Origin of the sequence: Microcoleus sp. S13C4 (assembly GCF_036700865.1) — a bacterium.
Taxonomy (GTDB): domain Bacteria; phylum Cyanobacteriota; class Cyanobacteriia; order Cyanobacteriales; family Microcoleaceae; genus Microcoleus.
In genome coordinates this window covers 86514-104191 of sequence record NZ_JAUBPS010000015.1, presented here as the reverse complement: position 1 = coordinate 104191, position 17678 = coordinate 86514, and the positions used below count along the sequence as shown (strand labels likewise).

The 17678-nt window shown below is 46.8% G+C and carries 8 protein-coding genes; 5 read left to right on the top strand and 3 right to left on the bottom strand.

Annotation, left to right across the window (positions count from 1 at the left end):
• Positions 1-1499 precede the first annotated feature (1499 nt).
• Positions 1500-6056 carry a PAS domain S-box protein gene (locus QT996_RS09175; protein WP_333046019.1) on the top strand — a complete coding sequence of 1519 codons (4557 nt, stop codon included), beginning with the start codon at positions 1500-1502 and terminating at the stop codon, positions 6054-6056.
• A gap of 437 nt (positions 6057-6493) precedes the next feature.
• On the opposite strand, the gene QT996_RS09170 is transcribed toward QT996_RS09175, so the two are convergent.
• Positions 6494-10624: an EAL domain-containing protein gene (locus QT996_RS09170; protein ID WP_333046018.1), complete on the bottom strand. Its 4131-nt coding sequence runs from the start codon at positions 10622-10624 to the stop codon at positions 6494-6496.
• 331 nt (positions 10625-10955) lie between these two features.
• Between QT996_RS09170 and acnB the strand changes: the two genes are divergently transcribed.
• The 4 genes from acnB (at position 10956) to QT996_RS09150 (ending at position 14973) form a co-directional block, all read left to right on the top strand.
• The gene (acnB, locus tag QT996_RS09165; protein WP_333046016.1) at positions 10956-13571 is read left to right on the top strand and encodes a bifunctional aconitate hydratase 2/2-methylisocitrate dehydratase; all 2616 of its coding nucleotides are present in this window, start codon (positions 10956-10958) and stop codon (positions 13569-13571) included.
• Between the two features lie 70 nt (positions 13572-13641).
• Positions 13642-14055, top strand: a complete 414-nt coding sequence (locus QT996_RS09160; protein WP_333046014.1) for a hypothetical protein — start codon at positions 13642-13644, stop codon at positions 14053-14055.
• Positions 14052-14507 carry a nucleic acid-binding protein gene (locus QT996_RS09155; protein ID WP_333046013.1) on the top strand — a complete coding sequence of 152 codons (456 nt, stop codon included), beginning with the start codon at positions 14052-14054 and terminating at the stop codon, positions 14505-14507. Before QT996_RS09160 ends, QT996_RS09155 begins: the two co-directional genes overlap by 4 nt.
• An 85-nt stretch (positions 14508-14592) precedes the next feature.
• On the top strand, positions 14593-14973 hold the full coding sequence (locus QT996_RS09150; protein WP_445304556.1) for a cupin domain-containing protein: 381 nt from the start codon (positions 14593-14595) through the stop codon (positions 14971-14973).
• Positions 14974-15164: 191 nt separating this feature from the next.
• Here QT996_RS09150 and QT996_RS09145 read toward each other — a convergent pair whose 3' ends face one another.
• Positions 15165-15821: a pentapeptide repeat-containing protein gene (locus QT996_RS09145; protein ID WP_333046012.1), complete on the bottom strand. Its 657-nt coding sequence runs from the start codon at positions 15819-15821 to the stop codon at positions 15165-15167.
• Between the two features lie 161 nt (positions 15822-15982).
• Positions 15983-17632, bottom strand: coding sequence for an ABC transporter substrate-binding protein (locus tag QT996_RS09140; RefSeq protein ID WP_333046010.1), 1650 nt, complete (start codon positions 17630-17632; stop codon positions 15983-15985).
• Between the last annotated feature and the right edge of the window lie 46 nt (positions 17633-17678).

The following is a 17678-nucleotide window of genomic DNA, read 5'->3' as shown; positions in this document are numbered from 1 at the left end:
GATCGCTGGCATTTATAATTATGAACTTTCTTTAAAGACTAAATTAGAGATCGCCTGAGACTTTCGCAAGAGGTCTAGTATGACAGTGCGAGCACTCTGTCGGAATTGGGCTTCTCGGATTTCAACCGCGCTTTGATAAAAATATCATTTATCAGGCTTGTTAGGCTGTATTTCACAAGCCTGATAAATGGTATAGCAAAACCATTTGATTTGTAAACAAGCGATTCAATCATCACAAGCGTTTCAGGTTGTTCTACATTCATGACTCAAATAGACTTGCTATAGCAATGAACCGATCGATAAATATAAAATTTACTCTCAAAAATTTGGTAAAAACGCAAAAACTGGCAAAAGCAGTTGAGCTTGGTCTGCGGGACAATACGCTCAGAGTTTCTCTAGAAATTAAAGCAAAAATCTGCCATCTTTTCTTTACTACTAAACCCACAGCAAAAGCAGTCGGTTTTGGGTGATCTCTCACTCGCGATATTATTGTCGAACAACACGGTGGCACTTTAAAGGTAGAAAGTGAAATGGGAGTTTATACGGAATTTGTCATTACTTTGCCCAAACTTTAATCCTCGTGAGCGGCCTTTGTATTGATCGAGCTTGAAATACCTTTACTTTAGCCAAAAATGTGATACCCTAAATATTTATCTCATCTAAAATTTTTACAGTTGTCAAAAATCGGGCAAAAAGTCTCCGCGCGTGCGGAAGCTATCCCGAACGCGCGTGCGAACCCATTGCGGTAGGGAATAGCCCTTGAGTTGAGCCAATTTAACCATAGCCTGCAACTACCTCAACTGTTTGACCTAAAACTAACCTTTGATGCGGTGAATTTTAATCAGTTAAAAAAATCCAATCCCTCGCAGGAAGTAACGAGAATGCAAGGACAAATTTCTCAAGTTTTGGCGGGTACAAAACCCTGTATACAATATAATTTAGGACAGATAAATCGAGAATAACGAAAACTCTACAAAAGGCGCTCATCTCTATTTAAATTTGTTTAAATATAGGCGAGCGCAACAGGATATGGGATCGCCAAACAAAGGAAACCATTGTTTGAGTTTGCGGTAATAATAAAAAGGTGACAATTGCAACCGAAGGCGAGCCAAAAAAAGGTCAAAATTAGTCAGGGACGCTCCTCTCGAACGCACAATGGAACCGGGTTTCTTGTTTCCACTTTCGGAGTTTGCCTGACTTAATTACGTTGACAAACCGGGTTTATGTGTAAGTTGTGTTACCATAACTATCAATTATTGACAATTTATTAAGTAGCAAATTATGCCACTTTTCCAGTAAATATACGGCAGCTAAGATGGTCGATTGACCTCCAAATAGCGAAAAAATACGGAAATGCAGTGTGAGTAGCTGCTAAGTGCTAGCAGAAGGAGGAAAATATGTTGTTTGCCTTTTTGAGTTACCAGGCTCAACTTGCAGATCACTATTGAGATGTCATCAACCTTGATAACAAACCCCAAAATAACTAAATAAAAAGCATTATGTTTCATGAATATCTGTATCACGAAGTAATCAACCTGCGCGACAAACTCGCTCACCTAGAAAGAGAAACGCAGTCTCAAACCTGGTTCAAAAAGCTGCAAGCGCTCATGGGAGTTATTAGCAAAATTCGTGAATCCCTAGACTTAGAAACAATATTCAAAATCACAGCCACCGAAGTTCGGCAACTCCTCAATGCCGATCGAGTCGTCGTCTACCGTTTCCTCCCCGAATCGGAATGGAACGAAGGCGAAGTAGTCTCCGAAGACGTACTTCCCCAATACAGCCCATCCTTGGGCGCAAAAGTCCACGATCGCTGCTTCGGCGAACAATTTGCAGCAAAGTACCAAAAAGGGTACGTTCAAGCTGTCAGCGACATCTATAAAGCCCGGTTGAGTCCTTGTCACCTCAACATCCTCAAGCGATTTCAAATCCGAGCCAACATAGTGGTACCGCTGCTGCAAGGGCAACATTTGTGGGGATTGCTGTGCGTTCACTCCTGCGGCCAACCCCGCGAGTGGCAGCAAGACGAAATCGAATTTGCCAGACAAGTAGGTGACCATTTAGCAATCGCAATTTATCAGGCCGAACTGCACTTGCAAACCCAGAGGCAGTTAGCAGAAATCGAATCCGCGCAGCAGAAACTCCGCGACAGCGAGCAAAAATATCACCAAATTCTCGATTCGATCGCCGATCTAGTATTAGTCAAAGGCCCTCAATCAAAAATCGTCTGGGCTAATAAAGCATTCCGCGATTATTACGGCATGACTCAAGAGGAACTTCAAGGAATCGTAGATGCACCTTTCTCCGCTCCCGACCATACTCTCCAGTACATTAAAGATGACGCCTTTGTATTTGAAACCGGACAGACTCTAGAAATTTCCGAAGAACCGATCACGCGGCACGATCGAGAAGTGCGGCTGTTCAGCACCGTCAAAACACCCATCCGCAACGAAGACGGCCAAATCGTCATGACAATCGCCGTCTCCCGCGACATGACCGAACGCAAAAAAACAGAAGAAGCCGTCAAAGCCAGTGAAACCAAATACCGCAGCCTGGTAGAAACATCCCAAGACATGATTTGGTCGGTGGATGCGATCGGGCGCTACACCTTCGTCAACCCAGCAGTTAAGTACATCTATGGTTACGAACCAGAAGAAATGCTCGGTCGGCCGTTCTCCGACTTTGCGACCCCAGAACAAAGCCAGAAAGATTTAGAAGTTTTCGCCCGCCTGTTTGCCGGAGAATCAGTTTTCCAGTACGAATGCACCCACATCGCCAAAGACGGCAGCATGAAACATTTGATGTTTAACGCGATCGCCGTGTTCGACGAAACTGGCAACTTCCTCGGCACCACCGGTACAGCCACCGACATTACCGATCGCAAGCGCGCAGAAGCAGCCTTACAACACGCCAACGCAGAACTAGAGCGCAGAGTAGAAGCACGCACGGCCGAACTGCGCCAGACTTTTGCCGCCCTCAGTGCCAGCGAAGCCAGGTTCCGGACGATCGCGGCCACCATCCCCGGAGCTCTGTTCCAATTTTGCAGCAGCCAGGGAGTGTGGAGAGTTGACTACATGAGCGATCGCATCTTCGATATTACCGGCGTCACAGCAGCAGAAATGATGCGAGACATTAGCTGCTTCATTTCCCGTATCCACCCCGAAGACTTGGAAAGCCACCTCGCTTCCGTCAACGAAGCCGTAGAAAATCTCTCTCCCTGGCACTACGAAGGGCGGTTAGTCAAGCCCGACGGTGAGATTCGCTGGTGGCAGGGCGACTCCATGCCCACCCGCAACGAGAGCGGCGAAATAATATTTTGCGGCGTTCTGCTCGACATTACCGATCGCAAAGTTGCCGAAACCGCCATCCGCAAAAGCCAGCGGCAGCTCAAAGAAGCCCAGAGACTCGCCCACGTCGGCAATTGGGAACTCGACGCAGCAACCGAAACCCTCACTTGGTCGGAAGAACTTTTCCGCATCTTCGGGCTCGAACCGGCAGCCTTTGCGCCCAACTTAGCCGAACAGGTCGCTCAGATTCATCCAGAAGATTTGGAATTGTGGCAAACTCAAGTGCAACAGGGACTCGCAACAGGCATCCCTTTTGATTTTGACTTTCGCCTGTACCGTCCCGACGGCACGCTGCGATACCTGAACGCCGTAGGCCGCGCTGAAACCGATGCCAGTGGCAAAGTGCTAAAATTGTTCGGTACGGCGATCGACATTACCGATCGCAAAGCCGCCGAAGCAGCACTACGGCAAGCAGCAGTCGAGTTAGAAGACAGAGTGAGCGATCGCACGGCCGAACTTTCCCAAGCAGTCGCCCAGTTAGAACAAGAAATTGGCGATCGGAAAGAAGCAGAAGCAGCGCTACAAGTTTCCGAACAAAACCTGCGAACCATATTTAACAATGTCTACGATGCTATCTTCATTCACGATGTAGAAGGCAACATTCTCGATGTCAATAATCGAATGTTAGAAATGTATGAAGTGAGCCAGGAACAAGCAACAAAATTATCAATTAAAAACGACTATTCAAGCGCCGACAATCCCCTGGAACAAACGGGAGAACTTTGGGAAAGAGTATTAGCCGGCGAAACACCCCGTGTGGAATGGAAAGCGAGGCGTCCCAACGACGGTTCAACCTTTGATGTAGAAATTGCCCTGTCCAGAATTCATCTCAACGGCAATCTCAGCATCATTGCCAACATCCGAGATATTAGCGATCGCAAACAGGCAGAAGCAGAACTGCAACAGGCTCAACATTTTATGGAATCAGTTCTCAAAACCATACCCGTCGCAGTAGTGGCCAAGGAGGCCCAAGAACTGCGGTTTGTACTGTGGAACCCGGCCGCCGAAGAGTTGCTTGGTTTCAGTGCAGCAGAAGTTATGGGCAAAAATGATTACGACTGTTTCCCAACAGAACAAGCTGATGTTTTCACCGCCAAAGACCGGGAAGTGCTCAACTGCGGGCAAATTGTAGACATCGCCGAAGAAGATATTGAAACTGGCCAAGGAGAATCGCGGATATTTCACACCAAGAAAACAGCAATACTCGATGCTGATGGCAAACCGCAATATCTATTAGCTGTCACCGAAGACATTACCGATCGCAAGCGGGGAGAAATTGCCTTGAGGCGATCGTCAGCGCAACTCAAGCAGCAGGCCGAGCGAGAAAAATTGCTCAACAACCTCACGGCTCAAATCCGCAATTCCCTCGACTTCGACAGCATCGTTACAGTCGCAGTTAAGGAAATTCGCGCTTTCCTGCAGATCGATCGTTGCAATTTTGCCTGGTATCGCGACGACGGAGAGGAGCCTTTCTGGGAAATTATTAAAGAATCTCGCCTTCGGGAACTTCCCGATTTAACAGGTAGCTATCAAGCTTCCGACTTCGGTCCTGTGGGAGAAAAAGTATTGCAGATGGAAATGCTGCGGGTGGATGATGTCGAAACAGTCGCAGATCCTGTTTGGAAACAAATCGTTCGATCGATGGGCTACCAATCTGTATTAATCATTCCCATGCAGGCACTTTCTGGAGTAATAAGTGCAGTTAGCTGCTCCTCCTGCTCTTCTGTACGACCCTGGAGCGACAGCGAAGTAGAATTGTTGCAAGCGATTACAGTTCAATTGGCGATCGCCCTCAACCAAGCCGATCTTTACGCCCAAACTCGCAATAAAGCTCTCGAATTAGAGCAAACGTTGCAGCAATTAACCAGCGCTCAATCGCAGTTAATTCAAAACGAAAAAATGTCATCTCTCGGTCAACTTGTAGCAGGAGTCGCCCACGAAATCAACAACCCAGTTAACTTTATTTACGGCAATCTCACCCACGCCAACGACTATACTCAAGACTTGCTGCACCTGATCGAACTTTACCAAAACCACTATCCCGATCCAGTCCTGGAAATTCAAGAGGAAGTAGAAGCTATTGAACTCGACTTTCTGATGGAGGACTTGCCGAAACTGCTTTCCTCAATGAAAGTCGGTGCAGACAGAATTCAGCAAATCGTGGCATCTCTCCGCACATTCTCCCGAATGGACGAAGCCGAAATGAAAGAAGTCAACATTCATGACGGCATAGATAGCACCCTGATGATTTTGCAGCACCGGATCAAAGCCAAACACAATCATCCAGAAATTGAGGTGATTAAAGAATACGGCAATTTGCCGTTAGTAGAATGTTATGCCGGACAGTTAAATCAAGTATTTATGAATATCTTGAGCAATGCTTTAGATGCTTTGGAAGAAAGAGACTCGCGGCTTTCTGCCGCTCAAATCTGCAAAAATCCTAGTATTATTTCCATCAAAACTGAAATGCTGGCTCCCGATCGAGTGAGCATTCGGATTGCTGACAACGGCCCGGGAATGACAAAGACTGTCTGCCATCGACTTTTTGACCCATTTTTTACCACTAAACCTGTGGGAAAAGGCACGGGGATGGGCTTGTCGATTAGCTATCAAATTGTTACAGACAGACACAAAGGTTCGCTGAAATGTACTTCTTCCCCGGGACAAGGTACAGAATTGGCGATCGAGATTCCGCTCAAAGCTAATTGAAAAGTTGTAATTTGTAATTGGTAATTTGTAATGGGCAATTGGAAATTGGGAAAGCGTTATGGTGCGTGAGTTGGGCAATTATCAATCATATCAAATCCGCGCTTCATCGTCATGATAAAATATAGTCAATAGTCAACAATCACGGAAGGTGCAACCGGAATTGCTCTAATTCATCGGCGTGAATCTGTGTTTATCTGCCCTCATCGGCGGTTTTAAAAACAGAGTTTCTTCACCCCAGATACCAATGGATTAACGCGGATTAACGCAGATGAAGAACATAGATATATGAATAATTCCGATCTAACAGATTTGATATCATCACCGAAAATCTAATTTTGATGTACCATTTATTCCCTGGTGCATCAGTTTTGAAATTGTGAGTTTGTAGCAAAAATGTCTTCACCGGGTGAGGCACCATTTACCAATCTATACCTCACTCAGTCCATAATTGCTCTATTACCGAGATTTATCAGCATTTCTGTCACTGCGGAACTGTCCAAAGGTTTAGAAAACCAATATCCCTGAGCTAATTCGCAATCTAGTTCTCGAAGCTGTGCTAACTGTTCGCCTGTCTCCACACCTTCGGCGATCGCATTCAATCCCAAATTGTGAGCCAAAGTTACGATCGCGCGCACAATCTGCAAAGGCTGACCCCCGTCGTCACCATTTTCGACAGCCCCCAACCGGCTCACAAAAGATCGATCAATCTTCAGTGTATCCAGCGGAAAACGGTGCAAGTAACTCAAAGACGAATAGCCAGTACCGAAATCGTCGATCGACAATCGAATATTTCTACTTTTTAATTGGGCTAGCACAATATTGGCTTTCTTCACATTTTCCACGAGCGCGCTTTCAGTAATCTCCAATTTTAAACAGCTTGGAGCGCAGCCTGTTTCTGCTAAAATGTCATCGATTTCCTCGATTAGATTCGGCATACCTAACTGTTTAGGAGAGAGATTGACGCTCATTGTTAATTGCGAAGGAGCAATAATTGGTAATTTAAAATTCGGAATTGGTACCTGGGAACTTGTACTGAACGTAGCCGAAGTATTGGTAATCGGGAATTGGGAATTGGTAATAGCGGAGTGGAAATCGGTAATCGGGAATTGGTAACTGGGAATTGGTAATTTTTGAGCGATTCTTTCTTCCCTGTGACCAATACTGGAGCTACGCTCAGTAAAAGTTCCGTGTTCCTCATTCCCTGTATCTGTTACATCAGTTAAATCCCCTACATTGCCCGTTGCCCTCTTCCCTGTTGTTACCCTGAGCGAAGTCGAAGCGCCTTCTTCCTTTTTGTTACCTTGAGCGACTTGCCCAGACTGAAGCCGAAGGGAGTCGAAGTGCCTTGTTCCGACTTCCATTGGACTTCTTCCATGTTCCTCGGTTAACATTTCTTGCCAAATCCGCAATTGCTGACAAGCTTCCCGCAGCACCCAGGCTCCCAGAGGCACGATCAAACCTGTTTCTTCAGCTACAGGAATAAAAGTAGACGGCGGAACTAGACCCCGAAGCGGGTGGTACCAGCGCACCAAAGCCTCAAAACCTTCGATCGCACCGCTGGCGATCGAAACAATCGGTTGGTAGTGCAACATAAAGTGCGAACATTGATCCTTGCTCTCTCCTAATTCCTCCTTGCCCAAAATAGCCAACCGCAGATCAGTTTCTAACTGCAACAGCGACATAGTGTGGTCGTGCATCGCCAAATTAAACACTTCGTGCCGGGCCTTACCCAAAGCTTTAGCGCGGTACATAGCAATGTCAGCATCGCGTAGGAATTCTTCCGGGTGAGTGTACGAATTCGAGTGGCCACTGTCGGCTCCTTCGCCTCTACTGAAAACAATGCCAATGCTAGCGGTGGTAAATACTTCGTGCGCTTCGATATGAAACGGCTTAGTCAGTTCTTTTTGTATTTTTTTAGCTGCTAGGATAGCGTCGCTGAGGCTGGGAATGTGGTCTAGCAGAATGGTGAATTCGTCTCCCCCCAGCCGGGCGACGGTATCAGAAACCCGGACGCAGGTTTGCAGTCGCTCCGCGAGGGCGATTAGCAGTTTGTCGCCTAAAACGTGTCCTAAAGAATCATTAACTACTTTGAAGCGGTCTAAATCTAGGAAAAGTAAACCAAATTTGTAATCGGGGGACTGATTGGCTCGGCGGATGGCTTGTCCTAGCCTGTCGATGAACAAAACGCGGTTGGGCAAACCCGTCAGCGCATCGTGAAAAGCCCCGTGCAGCAGTTGCTGTTCTACTCGCTTGCGCTCGGTGACATCTCGGATGATAATCTGGGCAGCCGTTGAGCCTTGATAAGTAGCCGGGATGCCGGCAACTTCAACGTCTATTATTTGTCCGTCGAGCCGCATCAGTTTTTGTTCGGCAAGGTCGAGCGGCTGATTTTCTTGCTCGACTAGCCGAATGCGCTCTCTGGCTGTTTCCACATAGTTTGGATGGACGAAATGCAATACCGGAAAGCCGATGAGCGCCTCGGGAGAGTTCGCACCGAGGAGTTTAGCGCCTGCAGCATTGATGTAGGCGATTTTCCCTTGACTGTGAACGGCGATTGCTTCGGGAGATAGTTCTACTAAACGGCGATAGCGTTCTTCACTTTCTTTGAGAGATACTATCAACTCGCATCGCTCTTTTTCAGCCTGCTGGCGTTCGACTTCCATTTTGTGAACCGCCAGAATTTTGCCAATGCTTTGAGCCATTAATTCTATAATTTCTATTTCCTCATACTTGAACTTTCTTTTTTTTATTTCTGGCGAACTAAAACTTAAAGTTCCGTAGGTTTTATTGTTAACAAATATCGGCGTTCCGATGTAAGATTCTGATTTGCAGCTTTGATAAGCTGGATGTTCGCGCATCTCTATGTCTGCTCCTATATGAGAATACGCAACTGTTTTGTTGAGCTTAATGACTGCGGCGCAGTAAGTATCGCTGAGGTTCAATTCTAAGCCTCGCACGAAGTATCCTAAATCTGTTTTCGCTGCTTGGACAATAAAAGTTTCGCTCTCAACTTCAGCCAAGATCCCTATAGAAAGTCCAAACATCAAACAGCCTGCTGTTAGATAATCGTCAACCAGTTCTTCAAAGTTTTGATAATGATAAGTTGTAATCCGGTGCAAATGTTTGAGATTAGCGCTAAAAGCTGCTAAAGCTTGAGAATTTAAAAATAATTCTTCTTCCGATCGCTGGCGGTCGGTAATGTCTGTTTGTACTCCAATAAAGTGGGTTAAGTGTCGCCGCGAGTTGTAAATCGGAGCGATCGATAGTTCGTGCCAAAAAGGCGTGCCGTCTTTCCGAAAGTTACGCAAGATAACTTGAGCTTCTCTGCCTTCTTCAATCGCAATTCGCAATTGTTTGGCAGCGGGAGTGTCAGTGTCTGTCCCCTGCAAAAATCGGCAATTTTTCCCCATTAACTCGTCTCTGCCATAACCAGTAATCCGCTCAAAACTGGGATTGACATAAATAATCGGATTATCTGCAACGGTCGCGTCGGTGATTGCAATGCCGTTGCTGCAACTTTCGATCGCCCGTTCCATCATTTGTAAGCGCTCTTGCGATATAATTCGCTCGATCGCCGCAGCTAACACGTTGGCGATCGCTTCTACAAAATAAACGTCATCTTGACTGAAAACCCGCCTTTGGCTGGTATGAACCCCCAAAATGCCCCAGGCCTGCGAGGAGGAACTGTTCGTTGGTTCTGCTTGTCCCCAGTTGCTCCCCAGTCCTCGATTGGCGGGAATGATCACAGTAACGCCGCTGACAGCCCGGTGGTTGTGCAGCAGTGGCAACTCGCTAAAGCGCGTTTCCACCCGCAAATCTTCGACGATCGTCGGTTCACCCACTAGCAATGTGTAACCGGCTTGCGATCGGGCAGAAGCGGCAACAGTAGCGCTGCCGACAAGGCCCGGCTGCCAGCCAACCCCCGCTCGCAGCATAAAAGCATGACCAGAGGGCAACAGTTCTAACAACTGACAATAATCAACGTCCAGGGTTTGAGCAATTAAAACCGCAGCTTTGTCCATCAGTGCAGATAAATCGGTTTCGGCCAGAGCCTGCTGCCCCAAGTAAGCGACGGCCGCTTGCTGGCGGGCCCGCAAGTGGATTGACGTGAGCAATTCCTGCTCCTTCGCGGCCGCTCGCTTGCGATCGGTAATATCGCTGAACACCGACAGAACAGCTTTTCCTGAAACCAATGTCAGATACTGCATCGATACACTTGCCCAAAACAGCGTACCGTCAGCTTTTTTAAGCCGGACTTCTGTCTCGCGGACGTGTTCGTTGCGGGCGAGCCGCACCAGCAGTTCCTGGCGCTCTGCGGGGTTGTGGTAGAGCATTTCGGCTTTTTGGCGCTCGATCGACTTGAATGCTGTGAACCCGAAAGCCTGACGGCATAAATCGTTGCTATAAAGAATTGTGCTGTCCGCCAGACTGCTGACGATCAGGGGCATCGGCATCGAGTGGGCGATCGTCAGCAGTAATTCTTTGGTTCCTTGCGACTCTTTGTACAAGTCTGGCTTGGAGGCCCAGCCGTGACAGTCTTCAGAGTTTTTAGGGATAAAATTTTCCATTATTTAATCGATCCATTAGCAGGACAACTTTTTTAAACTTGTGGTAAATGACGATTTCAGGTGCAGAGGACGATCGACGGTAGCCCACAACACATTAATCTTAACCAGAACAATGCAACCGAACGGCCCTAAACTGCTCGCTGAAGTTCGATCTGGAGCTCTCCGAGTCGAGAGCACATCTGTCTTTGGTATGACAATCTACTGTTTTTAAAGTTGCGTTAAGTTTTTATAAGAGCGAGGTACGTTGCCAAATGTGCAGCGGAAACTCCTAATCTAAAAAGTAAAGTCACCTGCAAACAACCACCGAATACTATCCGAGGAGAGAGGAGAAATGCTTGAATTTTACCGCCGTACCGCTGCCGAACGGGCCACTTTGGGAATTCCCCCGCTGCCACTAGACGCCCAGCAAACCTCGGAACTGTGTGAACTGCTGAAAAATCCGCCGGCTGGGGAAGAAGAAACCTTAATAGAATTATTGCGCGATCGTGTCCCGCCCGGAGTAGACAGCGCCGCCTACGTCAAAGCTGGTTTTTTAACCGGCATTGCTAAAGGCGAAATCCACAGCCCCCTAATTGCTCCTAAATGGGCAGTTTACCTGCTGGGGACAATGATGGGCGGTTACAACGTCCAATCTTTAATCGATTTGCTCAATCCCACTGCCGAAACCGCCATTCCCGCCACAGCAGCCCGGGCCTTGAGCAAAACGCTGTTAGTATTCGACGCCTTCCACGACATTCTGACTTTATCCGATACCAATCCCTACGCCAAGCAGGTCGTCGATTCTTGGGCGGATGCCGAGTGGTTCACCACCCGCCCCCAACTGCCGGAAGTCATTACCGTTACAGTCTTCAAAGTTCCTGGAGAAACCAATACTGACGACTTGTCGCCAGCACCTCATGCTACTACGCGGCCGGATATTCCCCTGCACGCTTTGGCGATGCTCGAAAGTAAGATGCCTGGGGCTTTGCAAACCATTGCACAATTGAAGCAAAAAGGTCATCCCGTCGCCTATGTTGGTGATGTTGTCGGTACCGGTTCGTCACGGAAATCGGCGATTAATTCTGTGCTGTGGCACATTGGCAATGATATTCCGTTTGTGCCGAACAAGCGCAGTGGCGGTTATATTTTAGGAAGTGCGATCGCCCCGATATTCTTTAATACCGCTGAAGATTCCGGCGCTTTGCCGATCGAATGCGATGTCTCCCAAATGGAAACAGGAATGGTAATTACCATTCATCCCTACAAAGGCGAAATCACCAATGAAGCCGGAGAAATCATCTCCACATTCACCCTCAAACCCGACACAATTCTAGACGAAGTTCGCGCTGGTGGCCGAATTCCACTATTAATTGGACGAACTTTAACCGACAAAACCCGCGCAGCTTTAGGACTAGCACCTAGCACTATTTTTACCCGTCCTACAATCCCAGTAGATACGGGCAAAGGCTTCACTTTAGCACAAAAAATGGTAGGCAAAGCTTGCGGTTTGTCCGGCGTTCGTCCCGGTACATCTTGCGAACCAGTCATGACAACAGTCGGCTCGCAAGATACTACCGGGCCGATGACTCGGGACGAATTAAAAGAACTTGCTTGTTTGGGATTTAGCGCCGATTTGGTAATTCAAAGTTTCTGCCACACCGCCGCTTATCCAAAACCAGTTGATGTCAAAACTCACCATGAATTACCCGATTTCATGTCACAGCGCGCCGGCATAGCTTTGCGTCCCGGAGACGGCATTATTCACTCTTGGCTGAACCGAATGTTATTGCCGGATACAGTGGGAACTGGTGGCGACTCACACACTCGTTTTCCTTTGGGAATTTCCTTTCCTGCGGGTTCGGGGTTGGTGGCATTTGCTGCAGCCTTGGGTGTCATGCCTTTGGATATGCCGGAATCAGTTTTAGTGCGGTTTAAAGGTGAATTGCAGCCCGGAGTAACGCTGCGGGATGTTGTGAATGCAATTCCCTATGTGGCGATTCAAAAAGGTTTGCTGACAGTCTCGAAACAGAATAAGAAAAATGTCTTTTCGGGGCGGATAATGGAGATTGAAGGTTTGCCCGATTTGAAGGTGGAGCAGGCTTTTGAATTGACCGATGCCTCCGCCGAGCGTTCTTGCGCGGGATGCACGATTAAATTGAGCGTGGAGACTGTTTCCGAGTACATTCGTTCCAATGTCGCGCTGCTGAAAAACATGGTGGCGCGAGGCTATCAAGATGCGCGGACGATGATGCGCCGGGTGGCGAAGATGGAGGAATGGCTGGCAAATCCGGTGCTGATGGAGGCGGATGCTGATGCGGAATATGTGGAGATAATTGAGATCGATCTGAACGAGATTACAGAGCCCATTGTGGCTGCTCCCAATGACCCGGATAATGTTAAGTTGTTGAGTGAGGTTGCGGGTGATCGCGTTGACGAAGTATTTGTCGGTTCTTGCATGACAAATATCGGTCACTACCGCGCCACTGCCAAGGTGTTGGAAGGTGCAGGGGAAGTGAAAACTCGCCTGTGGATTTGTCCGCCAACTCGCATGGACGAACAGCAACTCAAAGAAGAAGGTTATTACAGCATTTTTGGAGCTGCTGGAGCGCGTACAGAAATGCCCGGATGCAGTCTTTGTATGGGCAACCAAGCGCGGGTTAAAGATGCGACAACCGTGTTTTCAACTTCTACTCGCAACTTTAACAATCGAATGGGCAAAGATGCACAAGTTTATCTCGGTTCGGCGGAATTGGCGGCTGTTTGTTCGCTTTTAGGTCGCATTCCTACAGTCCAAGAATACAATGACATTGTGTCGAAGAGAATCGATCCTTTTGCTGGTGATTTGTATCGCTATTTGAATTTCGATCAAATTGCTGGTTTTGAGGATGAAGGACGAGTGATAGCTTTGGAAGATATGCCTCGCATTGAGGATCTTTTGGGAATTCCCGATGGTGTATTGAGCAAGTAAAAAGGGGGGCGGGCGATAGCCCGCCCTTTGTTTATAATATGAGTAAATGAGAGAAGGGAAAAAAGTAATTATGTCCGAACAAGTTTTAAGCAGCGAAAGCCAAGGGACAGTAAAATCCGCGCCCGAAATTCCTACGGTTGCAGACAAAGAAAGCGATCGCCCCTTAAGCCAGCCCATCGCGGAATTTCTCCGCGTAATTCAGCAAACTCCCAGAGAATATTGGCCGAATTTACTTCAGATGATGCGCTTATTTATGGAAACGGTGACAGTAAAGCCAGTCTTGTCCGAGCCTCCCCAGACACCTGAGAAAATAGACATTACTAAGCTGTCGCTGGAGGAACGGATACAAAGAAATAAAGGTGCAATTGATTTAATCAATTCATGGATAGAGGAGGGAGATGAACAAGAACAAACAGAAACCGCTGAATATCTCCGTAAAGCTTTAGATGAAGACCGCCTTTCTAATCGGCCATTATTCCCATGAGTAGAGTAATAATTCTCGACTCTGGCCCATTAGGAATGGTGACAAACCCTAAAGCATCCTCTGCTGAAATTCAAGAGTGCAAAGTTTGGCTAAACTCTTTAATGCGGAAAGGCGAAATAATAATTCTGCCTGAAATTGCTGACTACGAAGTGCGACGCGAATTGATCCGCGCAGGTAAATTAGCAGGTATTCAACGGCTTGATGAACTGAAATTACAACTTACATACCGTCCTTTGACTACAGAAGTAATGCTTTTGGCCGCTCAGTTGTGGGCGCAAGCAAGAATGAGAGGAAGACCAACAGCAGAAGCCAATGCACTTGACGGGGATGTGATTTTGGCGGCTCAAGCAATATTGGAGGCAAGTGAAGGCAATGAGGTGGTGATTGCGACAACAAATGTGGGGCATTTGTCGCAATTTGTTGATGCTCGCGAGTGGCGACTAATTGAGTAATGTTTAAATCGATCGCACTTACCCTATCCCTGCTATACTTTGAACTACAGATATTTTTACAGACACCGTTAGCGAGATAAACAGCATGGTGGAAACAGTGGACACAATCGAAAAAATTGACGATCGCACACAAACCCGTTTTTGGGGCCAAGTTACAGTCATAGACGCGGGCGATCGTTATAAGATCAATCGCATTGAAGTCAAGCCGGGGCATCACATCAGCACCCAAATGCACTATCACCGCAGCGAGCACTGGGTTGTCGTCTCGGGTACGGCTAAAGTTATCTGCGACGACAAAGAGACGATTCTCATGCAGAAACAATCAACCTACGTTCCCATGAATACTGCTCACCGCGTAGAAAATCCAGGCGTTATTCCCCTGGTGATGATTGAAATCCAAAATGGCGAATACCTCGGCGATGATGACATTATCCGCTTTGCCAAAGATGCTCACGAGGAAGATTGATCTGACATCAAAATATGAAGCAATCGCAGATGGCAGGGGAAAGCGTCGCACACCGGACAATTACCCACGCAGCTACCGCAAACAAGATAAATCCTACAATTAAAAATGTAGGGGCAATTTTAGAATTGCCCCTACATTTTTATATTAAGTTTTTTAAGCACCAGAATTTGATATAGCAATTGGCGATCGTCCTACGGCAAAGAAGCGTTTTTCAAATCTACATTTGCCATATTGGCATCCTTTAAATTAGCACCTGTCAAGTCCGAACCGTTCAAATTTGCACCGTTCAAATTTGCATTCGTCAAATTTGCATCCCGCAAGTTGACTCCCTGTACGTCTATTCCCGACAAGCTGCCACCTCTGAGGCTGACATTCGCTAAATTTGCTAGAGACTGGCGAGCATTTCTCAGATTCGCACCTGCCAAATTGGCACTTTCTAAATTTGCACCGATTAAATTAGCGCTGGTGAGGTTGGTATTTTTCAAAGTGGCAATCACTAAACCCGCCAGACTCAGATTAGCGTGGCTCAAATCAGCACCCTCCAAATTAGCCCCGTGCATTTTAGCCCCAATTAAACTCGCACCTTGCAATTTAGCTTGTTTCAGATTTGCTTCATTCAGTTTGGCTTCGTTCAAATTTGCACCGTTCAAATTTGCACCGTTCAAATTTGCACCGCTCAAATCTGCACCGCTCAGGTTCTTACCAGCAAGCTGCGCTCCTGTCAAGTCACATTGGCTACATTGTTTAGTTTCTAATAATTGCTTGACTTGTGATACGTTTTCTGCCTTTACTCCCGAGGCACAACCCATCACAATTAGCAGCCCTGTTGTTAAAATCCCAAGTTTCATATACCCACCCTCAGCAATATCTCTCTTTTAATAATATCCCCGATTATTAAAGAGGTTAGGGTGATCAGTCTCTTTGATAAACTGTGACAATCATCACCCTATTGTGTACAAACTATGCAATAATTATTGACGTTTCAACTCCTGGAAATTCTTGTAAAGAATTATTGCTTTTTCAGGAACCAAAAAGGAAAAGATTGCGTCGGTTCAAGACGGACGCCGGAGATGCTGTTCTGAGCAAATGTATAGTCCTTATCTTGCCACAGAGGGATGAAAGGTACATCTTTACCCAGTATGTCTTGAATTTCGGCAAACAGGGCTTTGCGGGTTTCAGGGTTTGGTTCTTTTCGTTGCTTGTCGATCAGTTGATTTACCCGATCGCTATAATAAAACGAACCCTGACCTTGACTTTGACCCTTGGAGCAGCCCCCAGCCTCGGAACCCGTGGCACAATCTAAAAACGGCTGGATGTAATTGTCAGCGTCAAAAAAGTCGGCCGACCAATCCACTAAAACCGCAGGATAAATTCCCTTCTCTATGTTTTGAAATAAAGTCGGAGATTCAACGCTGTTAATTTCTACCTGCATTATCCCGTCCATTTTGAGTTTAGCTTGCGCCTCCATCATACTCACCACTAAAGCTCGTTTTGTGGAAGATGAAGCATACCAAATTGGCAGAACGAAAGGATTTGTGGCTGAGTATCCCGCTTTCGTTAAAAGTTCCTTAGCCTTTGTCGTGTTGGCATCGCCGTACAGTTCTTTAAAAACAGGTTTTTGAACGTCAAAGGTTGTGGGAATCAGACTGTAAAGAGGTTGTGCTTGTCCCCGCAGTACGCGCTCATTAATCAGGGGGCGATCCATGACTGCTGCGATTGCCTGTCTGACTTCTAACTTGTCCAGCGGTTTAGACTTGGTATTCAGCGTTATGTAATTAACCGTACTGCTTTCCCCTGCGATTTCCTGCCATTTCCCTTTTTTTGCTCCCTCGTCCAAGCTTTGAACTTGGTCTGCATCCAGAGACAAATAAGCCACATCAACGGCACCAGTCTGAAAAGTATTGAACAAATTTGACGAACTAGAAAGCAGCAAAATGTCAATTCCTTGATTAACCGGCTTTTCCCCCCAATACTTGTCAAACACGTCAAACTTAAGAGAATCGCTGCCGTACTTCGCCAGCTTGTAACGTCCAGTTCCCACAAACGTATCGGGTTTAAATTTACCCTGTCCAATCTCGTAAGCTTTCGGAGAAACCGCACACATACCGGAAAATGTCAACAGGGAAGGAAAAGCAGAAAAAGGCTTTTTGAGTTTAAAAGTTAATTCGTATTCGCCCGTGGCTTTCACCGATTCTACTGCATCGCTCAACAACATAGCCGGACTGCCGCCATTTTTGATAAACCGTTGCAAGGAAAATTCCATTGCTGCGGCGTTAAACGGTGTGTCGTCGTGAAAAACAACGCCTTGACGCAAGGGGATTGTATATGTCAATCCGTCTTGGCTAACTTTTGGCATTGCTGTCGCTAAGTGGGGGATTAACTTAGTAGTTCCAGACTCGTAGGCGTAGAGAGTGTCGCCCAAATTTCGCAGCAATTGTCCTGATAAGGTTTCGTAACCGTCCGCAGGGTCGATCGTCCGCAATTTCAAGGTTGTGCCAATAGTAATGCGGTTATTAGCATTTTCGCCGCTCGCAGTGACCGATCGACGTGATCCCTGTCCGCAACTTGCAGTTAACAAGCAGCACAGAAAGAACAGAGCTATAGCTTTAATCACTGAAGGTTTTATAAATATTTTAGGCTGCTGCTTGTTAATTCTCATCGTCTTTTTTTGACACTCCAATTTATTGATTATATTATCAGGACTT